This window comes from Bradyrhizobium canariense, from assembly GCF_018130465.1.
Classification (GTDB): domain Bacteria; phylum Pseudomonadota; class Alphaproteobacteria; order Rhizobiales; family Xanthobacteraceae; genus Bradyrhizobium; species Bradyrhizobium canariense_C.
This window is the reverse complement of sequence record NZ_JAFCKJ010000005.1, coordinates 302,821-319,279: the sequence shown is the minus strand read 5'-3', so window position 1 is coordinate 319,279 and position 16,459 is coordinate 302,821. Positions and strand designations below refer to the sequence as shown.

General features: G+C 64.0%; 14 protein-coding genes and 1 tRNA gene. 8 read left to right on the top strand and 7 right to left on the bottom strand.

The features are described from left to right. Window positions 1-25: 25 nt before the first annotated feature. The 5 genes from dxs to JQ591_RS17050 form a co-directional block, all read right to left on the bottom strand. Window positions 26-1,954, bottom strand: coding sequence for a 1-deoxy-D-xylulose-5-phosphate synthase (dxs, locus tag JQ591_RS17070; RefSeq protein WP_211397170.1), 1,929 nt, complete (start codon window positions 1,952-1,954; stop codon window positions 26-28). Between the two features lie 597 nt (window positions 1,955-2,551). Next, complete coding sequence (locus JQ591_RS17065; RefSeq protein WP_008132970.1) at window positions 2,552-2,803, bottom strand: exodeoxyribonuclease VII small subunit; 252 nt, start codon at window positions 2,801-2,803, stop codon at window positions 2,552-2,554. A gap of 73 nt (window positions 2,804-2,876) precedes the next feature. Further along, window positions 2,877-3,806 (bottom strand): histone deacetylase family protein, encoded by a 930-nt coding sequence (locus JQ591_RS17060; RefSeq protein ID WP_211397169.1) that lies wholly within the window; start codon window positions 3,804-3,806, stop codon window positions 2,877-2,879. A gap of 135 nt (window positions 3,807-3,941) precedes the next feature. Next, window positions 3,942-5,600 carry a bifunctional metallophosphatase/5'-nucleotidase gene (locus tag JQ591_RS17055; protein ID WP_211397168.1) on the bottom strand — a complete coding sequence of 553 codons (1,659 nt, stop codon included), beginning with the start codon at window positions 5,598-5,600 and terminating at the stop codon, window positions 3,942-3,944. Between the two features lie 117 nt (window positions 5,601-5,717). Then, window positions 5,718-6,476 carry an enoyl-CoA hydratase-related protein gene (locus JQ591_RS17050; RefSeq protein WP_211397167.1) on the bottom strand — a complete coding sequence of 253 codons (759 nt, stop codon included), beginning with the start codon at window positions 6,474-6,476 and terminating at the stop codon, window positions 5,718-5,720. Window positions 6,477-6,808: 332 nt separating this feature from the next. Between JQ591_RS17050 and JQ591_RS17045 the strand changes: the two genes are divergently transcribed. Next, entirely contained in the window at window positions 6,809-8,047 is a 1,239-nt protein-coding gene (locus JQ591_RS17045) for an MFS transporter (RefSeq protein WP_211397166.1), read from the top strand. Window positions 8,048-8,190: 143 nt separating this feature from the next. Here JQ591_RS17045 and JQ591_RS17040 read toward each other — a convergent pair whose 3' ends face one another. After that, window positions 8,191-9,969, bottom strand: coding sequence for an acyl-CoA dehydrogenase (locus JQ591_RS17040; protein WP_211397165.1), 1,779 nt, complete (start codon window positions 9,967-9,969; stop codon window positions 8,191-8,193). 275 nt (window positions 9,970-10,244) lie between these two features. On the opposite strand from JQ591_RS17040, the gene JQ591_RS17035 reads away from it, so the two are divergent. Continuing rightward, window positions 10,245-10,319 (top strand) — tRNA-Gln (locus JQ591_RS17035). Window positions 10,320-10,629: 310 nt separating this feature from the next. Here JQ591_RS17035 and JQ591_RS17030 read toward each other — a convergent pair. Further along, complete coding sequence (locus JQ591_RS17030; protein ID WP_211397164.1) at window positions 10,630-11,610, bottom strand: LysR family transcriptional regulator; 981 nt, start codon at window positions 11,608-11,610, stop codon at window positions 10,630-10,632. 102 nt (window positions 11,611-11,712) lie between these two features. Here JQ591_RS17030 and JQ591_RS17025 point away from each other — a divergent pair, with 102 nt between their 5' ends. Genes JQ591_RS17025 through JQ591_RS17000 form a run of 6 tightly spaced genes read left to right on the top strand, consistent with a single transcriptional unit; the run spans window position 11,713 to window position 16,455 of the window. Then, on the top strand, window positions 11,713-12,657 hold the full coding sequence (locus JQ591_RS17025) for a ketopantoate reductase family protein (RefSeq protein WP_211397163.1): 945 nt from the start codon (window positions 11,713-11,715) through the stop codon (window positions 12,655-12,657). Window positions 12,658-12,661: 4 nt separating this feature from the next. Then, window positions 12,662-13,048, top strand: coding sequence for a VOC family protein (locus tag JQ591_RS17020; RefSeq protein WP_211397162.1), 387 nt, complete (start codon window positions 12,662-12,664; stop codon window positions 13,046-13,048). Window positions 13,049-13,060: 12 nt separating this feature from the next. Beyond that, a complete protein-coding gene (locus tag JQ591_RS17015) occupies window positions 13,061-13,531 on the top strand; it encodes a MaoC family dehydratase (RefSeq protein WP_211397161.1) in 471 nt (156 codons plus the stop codon). Then, the gene (locus JQ591_RS17010) at window positions 13,528-14,754 is read left to right on the top strand and encodes a CaiB/BaiF CoA transferase family protein (protein ID WP_211397160.1); all 1,227 of its coding nucleotides are present in this window, start codon (window positions 13,528-13,530) and stop codon (window positions 14,752-14,754) included. Before JQ591_RS17015 ends, JQ591_RS17010 begins: the two co-directional genes overlap by 4 nt. A 3-nt stretch (window positions 14,755-14,757) precedes the next feature. After that, a complete protein-coding gene (aroE, locus tag JQ591_RS17005) occupies window positions 14,758-15,585 on the top strand; it encodes a shikimate dehydrogenase (RefSeq protein WP_211397159.1) in 828 nt (275 codons plus the stop codon). A gap of 15 nt (window positions 15,586-15,600) precedes the next feature. Then, window positions 15,601-16,455 (top strand): shikimate dehydrogenase, encoded by an 855-nt coding sequence (locus tag JQ591_RS17000; RefSeq protein ID WP_211397158.1) that lies wholly within the window; start codon window positions 15,601-15,603, stop codon window positions 16,453-16,455. The last annotated feature ends 4 nt before the right edge of the window (window positions 16,456-16,459 follow it).

Below are 16,459 nucleotides of genomic sequence, written 5' to 3'. Positions count from 1 at the left end.
CTTCGCAGAAGGTCGAAGCTCGCTGTTAGGCGAGCTTGACCGTCTCGGCCTTGACGTCCTTGCCGAGCGCCTCGAACACCTTGGCGACGATGCCCTTGGCGTCGAGACCGGCACGACCGTACATCGCCGCCGGCGTGTCGTGGTCCTGGAACACGTCGGGCAGCACCATGGAGCGGAACCGCACCAGGCCGCTGTCGAGCGCGCCCTGGTCGGTCAGGTATTGCGCGACATGCGAGCCGAAACCGCCGACCGAGCCTTCCTCGATCGTGATCAGGATCTCGTGGTCGCGCGCGAGCTTGAGCACCAGTTCGGTGTCCAGCGGCTTCATGAAGCGCGCATCCGCGATCGTGGTCGAAAGGCCATGGGCTGCGAGCTCGTCGGCGGCCTTCTCGCATTCGGCGAGGCGCGTGCCGAAGGAGAGCAGGGCGATCTTGCTGCCCTGGCGGATCACGCGGCCCTTGCCGATCTCCAGCGGAACGCCGATTTCGGGCATCTCGATGCCGCGGCCTTCGCCGCGCGGATAGCGCAACGCGCTCGGGCGGTCGTTGACCGCGACCTGGGTTGCAACCATGTGCACCAGCTCGGCTTCGTCGGCCGCGGCCATGATCACCATGTTCGGCAGGCAGCCGAGATAGGCGTTGTCGAACGAGCCGGCATGGGTGGCGCCGTCGGCGCCGACGAGGCCGGCGCGGTCGATGGCGAAGCGCACGGGCAGGCTCTGGATCGCGACGTCATGCACGATCTGATCGTAGCCGCGCTGCAGGAAGGTCGAGTAGATCGCGCAGAACGGCTTGTAGCCTTCGGTGGCGAGACCGGCGGCGAACGTCACTGCGTGCTGCTCGGCAATGCCGACGTCGAAGGTGCGGTCCGGGAAGGCCTTGTTGAAGATGTCGACGCCGGTGCCGGACGGCATCGCCGCGGTGATGGCGACGATCTTGTCGTCCTTCTCCGCTTCCTTGACGAGGCTCTGGCCGAACACGTTCTGATAGGCCGGCGCGTTCGGCTTGGCCTTGGCCTGGGTGCCGGTCGCGACGTCGAACTTGACGACGGCGTGGTACTTGTCGGCGGAAGCTTCCGCCGGGCCGTAGCCCTTGCCCTTCTGCGTCACGACGTGAACCAGGATCGGGCCGGTCTCCATGTCGCGCACGTTCTTCAGCACGGGCAGGAGATGGTCGAGGTTATGGCCGTCGATCGGGCCGACGTAATAGAAGCCGAGCTCCTCGAACAGCGTGCCGCCGTCCATCATGAAGCCGCGGGAATATTCCTCGACGCGGTTGGCGCGGCTGGCGATGATCTTGGGCAGGCGCTTGTTGATCTGCTTGGCCGCATCGCGCAGCGTGCGATAGGTCTTGCCCGAGTAGAGCCGCGACAGATAGGCGCTCATCGCGCCGACCGGCGGCGCGATCGACATGTCGTTGTCGTTGAGGATGACGATCAGGCGCGAGTTCATTGCACCCGCATTGTTCATGGCCTCATAGGCCATGCCCGCCGACATCGCGCCGTCACCGATCACGGCGATAACGTTGTTCTTGCCGCCGGAGAGGTCGCGCGCGACCGCCATGCCGAGACCGGCGGAGATCGAGGTCGAGGAATGCGCGGCGCCGAACGGATCGTAATCGCTCTCGCTGCGCTTGGTGAAGCCGGACAGGCCGCCGCCGGTGCGCAGCGTACGGATGCGATCGCGTCGGCCGGTGAGGATCTTGTGCGGATAGGCCTGGTGGCCGACGTCCCAGATCAACCGGTCGCGCGGGGTGTCGAAGACATAATGGATCGCAGTGGTGAGCTCGACCACGCCGAGGCCTGCGCCGAAGTGACCGCCGGTCACCGAGACGGCATCGATGGTTTCCTGACGCAGCTCGTCGGCGACCTGGCGCACCTGCTCGATCTTGAGCTTGCGCAAATCGTCCGGCGTCCGGATGGTGTCGAGAAGCGGCGTTTTACTGTATGCGTTCACGGCGATTTCCAATTTGTCAGCGCCGGAAGATCGTTCCGGCGCGCGATGGGTTTGCACAATATCGGCGCAGCGCGAGTCCTAAAACCGTCGGAGCCACCTGCATGGGGCAAAGCCCCGTCTTCAAGCTTAGGTGAGCTTAAGTGCTCTCCGGTTCAGTCTCTGTGATCCCTGTCACTTAGATCGGCTTCGTCCATCCCAGCCAATTCATCAGCAGTTTGAAGCGCTTGTCGTCGGTAATCTGTGCCCACGCAAGGCTTACAAAAAGCCACACTCCGCGCAGCTTTACACCAAAGCTTGGGCCAAAGCCAACCCGCTGGGCCGATTACGGGCATGCACCTGCAACCCGCGGGCCAGGGTGGTTAATCCTGGCGCCAGCGGAAGGGTTCCAGGCTTGCCCGGTTCCTCGGCAGTTTTTTGGCGGGAGGGAGGCCATTTTGGACGGATTCAGGAGGGCGAGGGCCCTCGTGAGGGAGTTCCGTGATCTTTGGACCGCCGGTTACCCGGCCAAAGGCAGCAGCAGCGGCTCCGGCGGCGGCGTGCGATCATGAAAAATTGCGGGAGGCCGATGCTTGAGATGGGCGGCTTTGAAAGCGGTCCTTACTGGACGTCGAGCGGCGCGGTGCCGGTGGCCTGGCCGCTGGCATCGGTGGTGATCTTGTCGACGCGCGCCTCGGCCTGGCGCAGCAACTCCTCGCAGCGGCGCTTCAGGGCCTCGCCGCGCTCGTAGATCGTCACGGATTCCTCGAGCGGCACCTTGCCGTCCTCGAGCCGTTTCACGATCGTTTCGAGCTCCTCGATGGCGCGTTCGAAGGTCAGCCTGGAGACGTCGACTTGGGTATTTTCGGCCATTTAAGTTTCCGATTGCCCGATTCGCTTCACGTCAGAGAGAGCAAAGTTTTGAGGGCGTAATGTGGCGGGTGCGTCAGGCGCCCATCAGGGCGCCGACATGCGCCGTAACAGATTCTTTCAGTCCTTGCAGGTCGTAGCCGCCTTCGAGCACAGAAACAACGCGTCCCCCGGCGGTCTTGTCGGCGAGGTCCATCAGCTTGCGCGTCACCCAGGCGTAATCCTCCGCGCGCAAATTCAGCGATGCCAGCGGATCGCGATAATGCGCGTCGAAGCCGGCAGAGATGACGAGCAGCTCCGGGCTGAATTTCTCGAGCTGCGGCAGGATCAAATTCTCGAACGCGATGCGGAATTCCGGCCCGCCGTCCTCGGAGGCGAGCGGCGCGTTGACGATGGTGTCGTGGTCGCCGCGCTCATTCTTGGCACCGGTGCCCGGAAACAGCGGCATCTGGTGCGTCGAGCAGTACATCACGGTCGGGTCCGACCAGAAGATGTCCTGCGTGCCGTTACCGTGATGCACGTCGAAATCGACGATGGCCGCGCGCGTGATGCCGTATTTGCGCTGCGCGTGGCGCGCGGCGATTGCGACGTTGTCGAAGAAGCAGAAACCCATCGGCTTGCCGATCTCGGCGTGGTGGCCGGGCGGGCGCACCGCGACGAAGGCGTTGCGATGCTCGCCCGCCATCACCGCTTCGGTCGCCGCGACCGCGCCGCCGACGCCGCGCATCACCGCTTCCCACGTGCCCGGCGACATCGAGGTGTCGCCATCGATATAGACCAGTCCGCTGGTCGGCGCGATGTGGCGCAGCTCCGTGACGTAGTGCTCGTTGTGGCAGAGCGTGACGAGGTCGAGATCGCCCTCCGGCGCCTGGTCGCGTACCAGGAACTGGAAGCGCTCATGCGACAGCGCTTCCTCCACCGCGCGCAGGCGGTCCGGCCTTTCAGGGTGTCCCGGCGGCGTGACGTGGTCGAGGCAGGCCTTGTGGGAGAGGAGAAGCGTACTCATCAGGTCGGCCTCATGGAATGCGGGCTCTCGGCGTCGCTTGGCGCATCCGGCGCCAAAACGCAAATGCAAAACCCAATCTATGCGTTCCCCCGGGAATGGCAAAGGGTGGTCCCGGACCGGTCCGTTTGATCCGGATCAATTCACGCGCAGGATGCGGCTCAGCGGCAGCGGCCCGATCGGTCCGTGCGCCCTGAAAAACGCGAACAGCGCGTCAGCGTCGTAGCCGCCATATTGCGGCCCGGTGCCCTGTTTGGCGACCGTAAAGCCGTCGCCACCGACTGCGAGGTAATCGTTGAGGGTGACGCGGTAGCCGCTTCCGGCGTCGATCAGCCTGCCATTGAGCGTCATCTTCTCGTTGATCACGCGCTCGCCGAATGGCTTCGCCGCATCCCAGGCATAACTGAACCCGTTCGAGACCTGGAGAATCCGCGGCCGCTTCGGATCGAGCCATTGCTGCTCCAGCATGTCCTTGAGCTGGCTGCCCGTGAGCGTCATGGTGACGAGGCGGTTGCGGAACGGCTGGCTGGCGAAAACGTCGCCGAAGGATATCGCGCCGTTCTCCTTTGGAACGATGTCGGTGCGGATGCCGCCGGGATTGGTGAGTGCGATGACAGCGCTGCCGTCCTTGGCGTCCCTGGTCGCGGCGAGCTGCGCGTCCGCGATGACGTCGCCGAGCGCGCTTTCGCCGGCCTCGTTCGGCACGCGTGACAGCGTCTGCGTCACCGATCCAGCCGGCCGATTGGCGATCGGCGCCGAAAGCTTGTCGTAGGCGTCGATCAGTGCGGTCTGCTCGGGATCCTTTGCCAGTGAGGCATTGGCGACGATGACGTTCTCGGCCCTGGCGCCGACGATGTCGCGCGTTGCCGGATCGAGCTTGAGGTCGATCGCGGTGACCAGCGTGCCGTATTTGTCGCCGCTGGTGACGAGCCGGCCGTCGACTTCGCAAACATAGGCACGATGAGTGTGGCCGCTGACGACGACGTCGACGGCGCGATCGAATTTTTTCACGATGTCGACGATCGGCCCCGTAATGGCGGGGCATTCATTGTAGTCGCCGGCCGGCTCGCCGCCCTGGTGGATCAGCACCACGATCGCCTCGACCCCACGCGCCTTCAGCTGCGGCACCAGAGCGTTCACCGTCTCGGCTTCGTCGCGGAACTCGAGGCCAGTGATGCCTGATGGCGAGACGATGCCCGCGGTCTCCTTCAAGGTCAGCCCGATGAAGGCGATGGGGATGCCCTCGAACTCCCTGATCTCGTAGGGCGGGAGCACGCTCCTGCCCGTCGCCGTCTCGATGGTGGACGCCGCGAGATAGTGGAATTTGGCGCCGAGGAAGGGATGCGGCCCCTGACAGCCGTCGACCGGATGACAACCGCCGTTCTGCATCCGCAAGAGCTCGGTCTTGCCCTCGTCGAATTCGTGATTGCCGACCGAGGTGATCGCGAGCCCCATCATCGAGAGCGACTCGATCGAAGGCTCGTCGTGGAACATCGCCGACAGGAACGGGCTCGCGCCGATCAGGTCGCCGGCGGCGACGAAGATCGTGTTCTTGTGGCCCTCGCGCAGCTGCTTCACCAGCGTCGCCATGTATTCGGCACCGCCGGCCGCCACCATCACCTTCCTGGACCTGTCCTCGGGATCGCTGATCCGGATGCCGCCCGGCGGCGGGCGCAGATTGCCGTGGAAATCGTTGATCGCGAGGATGCGCAGCTCGACCGGTGCTGCGGTTTGGGCGGACGCGGGCAGGATGGCGAGCGCGAGCGAGAAGACGGTCAGGCGGAGAACATGTCGCATGGAACCAGACTAGTCGCTCCGCACGAAGATTTCACGAAAGTTCTCTCCGTTATTCCGGGGCGCGACCAAGTCGCAAAACCGGAATGACGGCGGGTGGACGCGGCGCCGGACGGTACCCTACTTTTTCTTCCTGTTCGCAAACGCGTTGAACGCGGCGGTGGCTTCTTCCGACTTCAGCCGTTCGCCGAACAGGTGGGCCTCCTGGTCGATGCGGCGGGTGAGCTCCTCGGATGCGACGCGCAGCAGTTTGCGCGAGGTCGCGACCGCTTCGGCGGGGAGCCGGCAGATATCGCGCGCCACCTTGCGCGCCTCGACCTCGGTATGACCCGGCGAGACCACGGTGTTGACGAAGCCGGCGGCATGCGCTTCCGCGGCTGTAAAAGTCCGTCCCATCACCAGCATCGCGAAGGCGCGCTGGTAGCCCATCGTGTTCGGCATCAAGAGGCTGGACGCGCCGACCGGCACGAGCCCGAGATGGATGTAGGGCGCGGAGAAGGTCGCCGCGTTCGAGGCCAGCACATAGTCGCAATGGAACAGCATCACGGTGCCCATGCCGATCGACGCGCCGTCCACGGCTGCGATCACCGGCTTGGTGTTGAGGGCGAGCGAATAGAGAAACTTGGCGCCGTCCGACAGCGTCTCGGGGCGCGACGTGTCGGCGTGCATGAAATCGTCGATGTCGTCGCCGGCAGTGAACACGCCGGAGCCCCCGGTGACGATCATGCAGCGGATGTCGGGATTGTTCTGCGCGGTGTCGATCGCGCGGCTCATCTCCCGATACATATCGTGCGTGATAGCGTTCTTCTTGCTCGGGCGGCGCAGGGTGATCACGCGCGTTCCGCGCTCTTCGGTGACGACGATATTGCCATTCGGCATGAGGAGCCCCTGTGGTCGTCGCGACGCTGACGAGTCTCGGACGCTGGCGAGTCTTGGATGTTAGCGAGTCTGCCACCCTCAGCCTACATCATCTCGCAGGCGTGCCAATCCGGTCGCGCCACCTTTTCGACGATCCCCGTGTACCGGACGCCCGGCGCCGCCCTTGGTCCGCGTTCCCTGCGTGGCGCCGCGTCACACTGGATCACACGCGCCGTGTTGCACATTATCCGCTATTGCGCGTTGCAACAATCAGCTACAATGTTTCATTTGAAAAACCAGTGGTTGTGCGGCACGATGGCCCCGTCTCGTTCATTTGGCCGATTGCTCGATTGATGATTGCCGCCACTTGTGTTGACGAATCCTCGCTGCACTACCGCGGCTGGCGCGTCGTGCTGGCCTGCTTCCTGATGGCCTTCTTCATGTTCGGCTTCGGCCTGTACGGCCAGGGCGTCTATCTCGCCGAGCTCCAGCGCGCCCATGGTTGGTCGGGCACGCTGGTCTCCGCGGCCAGCACCTTCTCCTTTCTCCTGACCTCCGTCCTCGTCATCTTCACCGACGACCTGCTCGCCCGCATCGGGCTGCGGTCGCTGATCCTGTGCGGCCTGTTGGCGCTCGGCGCTTCGACGGTGCTGCTGGCGCTGCTGCAGACCCCCTGGCAGCTCTATCTCGCCTATGCGCTGATGTCGGTCGGCTGGACCGGCATGGGCACGGTGGTGATCGCGACCGTGCTGAACGCATGGTTCGAGCGGCGTCGCGGGCTCGCGCTCAGCCTCGCTTACAACGGCGCGACCTGCGGCGGGATCGTCCTCGTGCCGCTGCTGCTGTCGCTGACCGTCAGCATCGGCTTTCGTTCCGCCATGCTGGCGGCTACGACCGCGATGGTGGTGCTGGTGCTGCCGGTGGTCGTGATCTTCATCGGCTGGCCCGCCGGGACGTCGCTGGCATCGGGCCGATCTGCGTCCAGTGGCGGCACGGCCGCGCCGGCGCAGTCCCGCAAGGCGCTGCTCGCCAACGCGGCGTTCTGGACCATGGTGCTGCCGATCGCGATCGCGCTTCTGGCGCAGATGGGATTCATCATCCACCAGGTGACGTTTCTCGAACCGCTGATCGGCCGCGCCAGTGCGGGCCTTGCCGTCACCATCATGGCGGCGATGGCGGTGGTCGGGCGCCTGTCGCTCGGCCTGTTCGTGGATCGGCTCGATCCGCGGCTCGCCTGCGCGGCATCGATGACGAGCCAGGCGGCGGCTCTCTTTGTGCTTCTGCAAAGCACGAACCCGACCGTGCTGCTCGTGTGCTGCGCCGTCTACGGTTTCTCGATCGGCAACATGATCACATTCCCGCCCCTGATCATCCAGCGCGAGATCGGCGCGAGCGCCTTCGCCGCCGCGATGGGACTGGGCACGTCGATCAGCGGCATCGTCAGCGCCTTCGGCCCCGGCATCGTCGGTCTCGTGCGCAGCGTAACCGGCGATTACGCGACGGCGTTCGCGATGTGCGTGGTGCTGGATCTCCTCGCGGCGACGATCGTGCTGTGGCGGCCCGGGAGAAGGGCGAAGCTCGCAGCCTCGTAGTTCGTCCCACACACTCGGTGTCATCGCCCGACTTGATCGGGCGATCCAGTAATCCGAGACGTCTGTAGTCTATCGAGAAGCCGCTGCGTACTGGATTCCCCGCCTTCGCGGGGAATGACAGTGAGGAGGAGGGTAGGCCTCACTCACCCCAACAACACCGCATCCGCCGCCGCGACCGACTCCGCGCTCTCCGTCACGGTGCGCTCGAGCGCGCCGGCCTGCACGGTGATGTTCTCGGCGAAGAAGCGCGCCAGCGAGACGTAGCGCGCGGCGTCCGTGATGCCATCGGATTTCGCGGCGAGCGCTTCGGATGCCAGCATGCAGCCGCCGAGCGTGGCGCCGAACTGCTGCAAATACGGCGTCGCGCCGGCAAGCGCCTCGTTCGGCGCAGACGCAACCCGCTCCAGCAGCCATTTGCTGGTGCGCGTCAGCGCATCGAGCGCCTCGCGCAATTTCACGCCGGTGGTGCCGAAGGCGGGATCGTTTGAGGCTTCGACCTGCTTCACGATCGCCGAGAGCTCGTCGAGCAGTGCCCACACCGACGCGCCGCCGTTGGCCGCGAGTTTTCGCGTGACGAGGTCGATGGCCTGGATGCCGTTGGTGCCCTCGTAGATCGCGGTGATGCGCGCATCGCGATAGTACTGCGCCGCGCCGGTCTCCTCGATGAAGCCCATGCCGCCATGCACCTGCACGCCGAGATAGGCGACCTCATTGCCGACATCGGTGGAATAGCCCTTGGCCATCGGCGTCAGCAGCGCCGCGCGCGCGGCGGCGTCGGCGCGGACCTTCGGATCCCTGGCGCGCGTCGAGACGTCGATCGCGACGGCGGTCGCATAGCAGATGGTGCGCGCCGCCGCGGTCTGCGCCCGCATCCGCATCAGCATGCGCTTGACGTCGGGATGCACGAAGATCGCATCGGAGCCGTCACCCTTTTTGCCGAGGGCGCGGCCCTGCTTGCGCTCTTGTGCGTACGACAACGCCTGCTGATAGGCGCGGTCGGCAACACCGACGCCCTCGAGGCCGACGCCGAGGCGGGCCTGGTTCATCATCGTGAACATGCAGCGCATGCCCTGGTTCTCTTCGCCGACCAGGAAGCCGATCGCGCCGCCATGATCGCCCATGGTCATGGTGCAGGTGGGGGAGGCATGCATGCCGAGCTTGTGCTCGACGCCAGAGGCAAAAATGTCGTTGCGCTGCCCCAGCGAGCCGTCTTCGTTGACCATGAATTTCGGCACGAGGAACAGCGATATCCCCTTGGTGCCGGCGGGTGCGTCCGGCAGGCGCGCCAGCACGAAATGCACGATGTTGTCGGTCATGTCGTGCTCGCCATAGGTGATGAAGATCTTCGTCCCTTTGATGCGATAGGTGCCGTCGGCGGTCTTCTCGGCGCGGGTGCGCAGCGCGCCGACATCGGAGCCGGCCTGCGGCTCGGTCAGCTGCATCGTGCCGGTCCATTCGCCGGAGACGAGCTTTTCGAGGTAGATTTTCTTCAACGCGTCGCTGCCATGCGCGTCCAGCGCCTCCATCGCCGACGCCGTCAGCAGCGGGCAGAGGCCGAAGGCGACGTTCGAGGCGCTCCAGATCTCGGTGCAGGCCGCGTTGATCGCGAGCGGCAGGCCCTGGCCGCCAAACTCCTCGGGGCCGGAGACTGCGTTCCAGCCGCCCTCGGTCCAGCGCTTGTAGGCGTCCGGCCAGCCCGGCGCGGTCGTGACCTTGCCGTCGCTGAGCTTGATGCCGTGCTCGTCGCCGACCTTGTTGAGCGGGCCCAGCACGTCGGTTGCGAACTTGCCGGCTTCTTCAAGGACGGCGCTCACGATATCGCCGTCGAAATCGCCGTAATGGCCGGCCTCCATGGCAGCCTTCAGGCCGGCGCCGTGGTTGAGCGACAGCAGCATGTCAGAGATCGGCGCGCGGTAGGTCATGGTTCACTCCCGTGGACAGTTCTTGGCGCCGTATTCCCATGAAACGGGGGAGGTCTCAACTGTCGGGATACCAGGCTGCGCCGGGCCGGAACGGGCTGTTGCCGGGGCCTATGATAACGAGGGCCTATAATAAGGTGTGGCACCTCCCGGGCCGGCGGCTGTGGTATTTTGCCCTTCCAGGCGGTTGAAATGCCGCTTCTCTCCCTATAGACCGGCTGCGACCAACGGGAATCTGCGGTAGCCAGTTCTTCCGCCCCGTTTCGTTGGTCGCCTGTTGGGGCGTAGCCAAGCGGTAAGGCAGCGGATTTTGATTCCGCCATTCGGAGGTTCGATCCCTCCCGCCCCAGCCAGATCTCAAGCTGTTGAGTTCATTCGATAAGCAGTTTCACTTTGGGCGCGTTTGGAAACACAGATTCTAAGGCTCGGTCCAGAATTGAACTAAACGGCGTGGCCATGCCGGCTTATCTCCGAGGCTTCCATCCCAACATATATCGCGGAGGCTGCTTGGGCAGGTCTGTTTTGCCCTCATCGTAGAATAGGGTGCTACGGCGAACGAAGCGGACAACCGGTCCAGATGCGCATGTGCGGAATTGCAGCCGTGCCGCAGTCGGCCCAGCCGGCGGCCTCGGGGGGCGGTCGTTGCCCCGCTACCGGGGACCATTACGACTGCATATCGCGAGGCGCTCGTTTCTTGGGCCGACCGGAATGATATAGACCCCGCACTTCCTGCTGTTGAAAAAGCTCCGCGCAGACGCCACGAAGCCATTGGCTTGCCGGGTCGTGATGGAAGCGGGCGTGCCAATATTGCTTGACCGTAAACCCGGCGATTGCCAGCGGACAATCGAGCACCCGCAGTCCGTAATAGTGAGCCAGCGTTTCACCAATGTGCCTCGGCAAAGTGGCGATCAGGTCAGTCGTCCCGACGATCGCGGGTAGTCCCAAAAAGCCGGGTAGCTCCAGCGCGACGTCAAGGACCATTTGCTGCTGCTGCAGCGCGCCCGCGAGCAAGTGATGTCCAGTGCCGGAGCGAATGAGGACGTGCGCCTCGCGCCTGAAATCCTTTGCCGTGATGCGGTCTCGGATTCGAGCATGTTTTGCGTTCGCCAGGCAGACCCAATCTTGCGGAAATAGTGCCTGTTGGAAGTGTCCAGCATCGAGATCCGAGATGTAGCCAAGCGCCAGATCGGCCTCGCCGGATTGCAGCATGCGTGGGGTATCGGCGCCGATCTGTGTCGCCTCGATACGAATGCCTGGCGCAACGCGGCGGACGTGAGCGAGAATGGACGGAAGCAGCGTGACGTGGCTTCCGTCCGTCATGCAGATGGCAAAACGGCGCTTTGCAGTTGTCGGATCGAAGTCGGTGCGGAGCTCGGCAAGGCGACGCAGCATTTCCAACGCCTGCCTCGCGGTGCCGATGAGAGCCTCGGCGCGCGGCGTCGGCAGCATCCCCTTCGCTGAGCGGATGAAGAGCGGATCGTCCAGTTCCGCACGCAGGCGCGCCAACCAGATCGAGATGGTCGGCTGACTTTGACCGAGCTTTTCGGCTGCCTTGGTGACGCTGCCCGTGGTGAATAATGCGTCGAAGAGCCTGAGCAGGCGCGGGTCCAGCAGATTGGTCTCGACGTGATCCTGTTGCTTCATTGCGATTCTCAATAATAGATATAGAGGTCATAACATATCCAAATATCAACCGGCCAGCTACCATGCTTCCAACGCCGAGCATGGCGCGGGAGAAGCGTTCGGATGAGGATCTGCTTTATGGGAGCGGGAGCCTTGGGCTCGACCATCGGCGGTACGCTGGCGCGCGGCGGGGCCGAGGTCTGGCTGATCGATCCGTTCCAGGCCCATGTCGACGCGATCAACGCAGCCGGCCTGCGGATGCTCGAAGATGGCGTCGAGAACGTCGTGAAGATCACTGCTTGCACCTCTGCGACCCAGGTTGGGGTAGAGGCGGACCTCGTCATTGTCCTCGTCAAATCCTACCACACGCGGGATGCCATCCGTACCGCGGCGCCGATCATCGGGCCGCGGACGGTCGTGATGTCGCTCCAGAACGGTCTTGGTCACGAGGACATCCTGTCGGAGGAGGTTGGTCGTGATCGAGTCATGGCAGGCAAGACCTACGTCGGCGGTGTGCTGCTCGGCCCTGGTCATGTTCGTTCCGGGGTCATCGGCAAGGAGACCATCATCGGCGAGCTTGATGGGCGCTTGACAGAACGCGCGCAGCGAATCTCCGAGACCTTTAATCGCGCCGGCATTCTCACGCTGCTCAGCGACAACATCTTGGGCACGATGTGGGACAAGTTGTTCATCAACGTCGCCGGAGGAGGAATTACCGCCGTTACCGGGCTGACTTATGGCGGCCTGTATTCGTTGCCGGTTCTGGAAGATTGCGCGCTGGCCGCAATCTCGGAGGGCATCTCGGTCGCGCAGGCTGCTGGCGTGAAGATCTCGATTACCGATCCGCGACGCGCCTGGACGATGGCATCCGCTGGCCTGCCGCCCGAGTTCAAGACGTCGATGCTGCAGAGCTTGCAGTCCGGCAATCTGACCGAGGTTGATTATATCCACGGTTCCGTCGTGCGCTGGGGCGCCAGGCTCAACGTGCCGACCCCCGTCAATTCCACCCTCGTCGCGCTGGTCAAGGGCATCGAATACGCCCGCAGCGATTATCCTGGAAAGTCTTGAGACGATGTCGTTGCCCCGCGCCTATGTCGAACACGTCGCGATCCGTGTGCCGGACGTTGATCGTCACGTCGACTTCTTTCGTGAGGTGCTTGGTCTCGCCATTCGCGACGAGCAACCCGCCGATGGTGCGCGCCCGCGCCAGGTGTGGGTGCTCGGAAGCGTGCAACTCGTCGAAGATCCGAATTTCGTCGGACCGGAGGGGCGTCTCGCCCACCTCGGCATCATGGTCGACGATTACGAAGGCGTACTCGCTCGCGCCGCCGCCTGGGGCGCCAAGGCGTTGCCCGCGGGGCCGAACTGGCTCGAACTGCCGGGCGGGCTCAACGTCGAAATCTTGCAAGCCAGCGCAGGCGCTGTGGAATCCGCGCTGGCGATCAATCCGCGAGCTTAAGGAAGACGCGACATGACTGATGAGCGCTACTGGGACGATGCCAAGGTCGGTGACGAATGCGTCACCCTCTCAGTGACGGTCACCGAAGCGATGGTGAATGCCTATGCCGAACTGACCGGCGATTTCACGCCGGTCCATGTCGACGAGGAGTACGCAAAGACAACGCCGTTCGGTACCCGCGTCGCGCACGGGTTGTTTGGTCTGTCGCTGGCCGACGGTTTGAAGACGCGTGCCGATTACCGGTTCCTCCCGGGAATGTCGCTGGGCTGGACGTGGGATTTCAAGCTGCCGATCAAGCTCGGCGACACCGTGCACGTGAAGTTTCGCGTTGGTTCAATGCGGGCCACAAAGCGGGATGGGTGGGGCATCGTTGTGTTGCCCTCGGAGCTGATCAATCAGCGCGGCGAGGTGGTGCAGCTAGGAGAACATCGACTGATGATCCCGATGCGCCCGAAGACCACGGCCGCGGGAGAGCACGCATGAGCACGCAGAACCTGCCGCTCAAAGGCATTCGCGTCATCGACTACAGCCATTTCCTGGCGGGCCCGTTCATGGGGCGTTGTCTGGCCGCGATGGGCGCGGAGGTCATCAAGGTGGAGCGTCCAAAGAGCGGAGACGCAGGCCGGGCCCACGGATATTTCAAGGACGGACAATCCGGCTACTTCCTGCAGCAGAATATGGGGAAGCAGGGACTTTGCATCGACCTGCGCGACAAGCGTGGTCTCGACATGATGATGAAGCTGGTCGACACAGCCGATGTCTTCATCGAGAATTACCGACCCGGCGCACTCGAGCGTCTCGGGCTCGGTTACGAGGCGCTGTCGGGGCGGAATCCCAGACTGATCTATTGCTCGGTCTCCGCCTATGGCCATACCGGTCCCTATGCCGACCGTCCGGGCTTCGGGTTGATCGCAGAGGCGATGTCGGGGGCCCTGGCGCAACTGGGCTCCCCCGGTGAAGCGCCGCCGCTACTGCGGATGCCGCTGGCCGATATGTACACTGGCATTCATGGCGTCGCGGCTATCAATGCGGCGCTGGTTGGCCGTGCGCCGTCCGGGCGCGGCCAACATATCGATCTGGCGCTGTACGACTGCATGGTCTCGATGCACGACTATGCGGTTCAGCGTTACTTCCTCTCCGGCGGCGCCGACCTGCCGAAGCAGACCGGCAGCGGACAGCCGGATTCGACCGTTTACGGGGTCTTTCCGGCCAAGGACGGCAATCTTGTCATTGCTGCGCAAGTTGATGATGCGTGGCGACGATTGGCGAGCCTGATAGGAGGAGACACGCTGGCATTGGACGAGCGCTTCGCCAAGCCCGCTGCGCGGAACGCCCATTATGCTGAAGCCATGGAGATTGTGCGCAACTGGACGCTATCGCAGCCGTCTCGGGATGCGTGTCTTGCGGCACTCGAGGAAGCAGGTGTGCCGTCCGCTCCCGTGCAGACCATCGAAGAGGTCGTGAAGGATCCGCAGATCCACGCGCGCGGCATGCTGGTTGAGCAGGAGCATCCGGTGCTCGGCAAGGTAACGCTGCCGAACCTGCCGTTCCGGTTCTCCGATTGCGACACCACGGTGCGCACTCCGGCGCCACTGCTTGGGCAGGACAATCGCCGCATCGCCGCATCGCTTGGTCTGTCGAAGGAAACCGTCGACGCGATGGTGCGCGACGGCGTGCTTTACAACGAAGCTGCAGTGCAGGAGTGAGCGATGAGCGATCGCTACGCGGTGATTGGCAATCCGATCGGCTTCAGCAAATCACCCCTCATCCATGGCACTTTCGCCAAGATGACGGGACAGGATCTCGTCTATGAAGCGATCGAGGCACCCCTCAATGGCTTCAACGAACGGGTTGATCAATTCCGGACGGAGGGCGCCAAGGGGCTGAACATCACCGCTCCGTTCAAGCTTAATGCCTTCGAGTACGCAAACGAGCTTTCAGAGAGCGCCGAACGAGCTGGCGCCGTAAACTGTCTGAAGTTCGTCGGCGATCGGATCATTGGCGAAAACTTTGACGGGATCGGTCTCGTGCGTGACATCATCGGCAATCTCGGCGTCAAGATGGTCGGCCGGCGCGTCCTGATGCTCGGCGCCGGAGGAGCGGCGCGCGGCGCGCTGCTGCCGTTCCTGCGCCAGGAGCCGTCTGAGCTGGTTCTCGTCAATCGAACGCTGTCGAAAGCTGTTGCAATGGCCGAAGAGTTTGCCGGCTGTGGTCCCCTGATCGTGAGCGGCTACGCTGAACTGGCCGACCTTGCCGAGGGCTATGACGTCGTGGTCAACGCGACCTCTGCCAGCCTGCGAGGTGAAATGCCGCCGCATCCGGGCAATGTCTTCCAGGGCGCGGAGCTGGCGTACGAACTCGCCTATGGCAAAGGATTGACTCCCTTTCTGCAAGCGGCCCGCGTCGAAGGCGTGGCCAAGCTGGCTGACGGCGTCGGCATGCTGGTCGAGCAGGCGGCGGAAGCCTTTGTCTGGTGGCGTGGCGTCCGACCGGGCACGGCCGAGGTCATCGCCGAATTAACTGTCCCATTGAACTGACGGACGACGCCGATAATGCATCCCAAACCCAGCTTTCTCGTCGGCCTGATCGGCAGCGGCATCTCGGCGTCTCGCACGCCGCCCATGCACGAAGCGGCCGCCGACGCCGCTGGCATCCGCTATCTCTACAAGAAGATCGATCTGGTCGAGTTGAACCTCGGGGTCGAAGCGTTGCCGGAATTGCTCACGGCCGCAAGGCGGATGGGCTTTGACGGATTGAACGTGACCCATCCCTGCAAGCAGGCGATCCTTCCGCTGCTGGACGAGCTTTCGCCCGACGCGGAGGCGCTTGGCGCCGTGAACACCGTGGTCGTCAGCAAGGGCCGAATGACCGGCCATAACACGGACTGGTTCGGCTTTGCCGAGAATTTTCGTCGCAACATGCAAGGTGCACCGCTCGGTCGCGTCGTGCAATTCGGTGCAGGCGGCGCGGGCGCGGCGGTTGCTTTCGCGCTCATGAAGCTTGGTGTGCAGGAACTGACCATCATAGACGTCGACTTGGCCAAGGCGCAGAGCGTGGTCGACGGCTTGTCCTCTCGATTTGTAGAAGGGCGCTTGAGGGTCGGCCGGGATGTCGCAACGGCCGTGGCTGCCGCAGACGGAATTGTCAATGCGACGCCGATCGGCATGGACAAGTATCCGGGAACGCCGCTGCCGCTGGCGATGCTGTGTTCCAGGCTCTGGGTCGCTGAGATCATCTACTTCCCCCTCGAGACCGCGCTGCTGCGCGCGGCGCGTACCCTCGGCTGCCGCACGGTCGATGGTGGCGGAATGGCGATCTTCCAGGGCACCGAAGCATTCCGCCTGTTCACGGGCGTCTCGCCTGATCCGGACGTCTTCTTCGCAACGTTCGCCTCCCTGGGAGGGTGACACC

Coding starts and splice junctions, on each gene's coding strand:
- JQ591_RS17065 (WP_008132970.1), bottom strand. CDS start 2,803: ATGGCCGAAAATACCCAAGTCGACGTCTCCAGGCTGACCTTCGAACGC.
- JQ591_RS17060 (WP_211397169.1), bottom strand. CDS start 3,806: ATGAGTACGCTTCTCCTCTCCCACAAGGCCTGCCTCGACCACGTCACG.
- JQ591_RS17055 (WP_211397168.1), bottom strand. CDS start 5,600: ATGCGACATGTTCTCCGCCTGACCGTCTTCTCGCTCGCGCTCGCCATC.
- JQ591_RS17050 (WP_211397167.1), bottom strand. CDS start 6,476: ATGCCGAATGGCAATATCGTCGTCACCGAAGAGCGCGGAACGCGCGTG.
- JQ591_RS17045 (WP_211397166.1), top strand. CDS start 6,809: ATGATTGCCGCCACTTGTGTTGACGAATCCTCGCTGCACTACCGCGGC.
- JQ591_RS17040 (WP_211397165.1), bottom strand. CDS start 9,969: ATGACCTACCGCGCGCCGATCTCTGACATGCTGCTGTCGCTCAACCAC.
- JQ591_RS17030 (WP_211397164.1), bottom strand. CDS start 11,610: ATGAAGCAACAGGATCACGTCGAGACCAATCTGCTGGACCCGCGCCTG.
- JQ591_RS17025 (WP_211397163.1), top strand. CDS start 11,713: ATGAGGATCTGCTTTATGGGAGCGGGAGCCTTGGGCTCGACCATCGGC.
- JQ591_RS17020 (WP_211397162.1), top strand. CDS start 12,662: ATGTCGTTGCCCCGCGCCTATGTCGAACACGTCGCGATCCGTGTGCCG.
- JQ591_RS17015 (WP_211397161.1), top strand. CDS start 13,061: ATGACTGATGAGCGCTACTGGGACGATGCCAAGGTCGGTGACGAATGC.
- JQ591_RS17010 (WP_211397160.1), top strand. CDS start 13,528: ATGAGCACGCAGAACCTGCCGCTCAAAGGCATTCGCGTCATCGACTAC.
- aroE (WP_211397159.1), top strand. CDS start 14,758: ATGAGCGATCGCTACGCGGTGATTGGCAATCCGATCGGCTTCAGCAAA.
- JQ591_RS17000 (WP_211397158.1), top strand. CDS start 15,601: ATGCATCCCAAACCCAGCTTTCTCGTCGGCCTGATCGGCAGCGGCATC.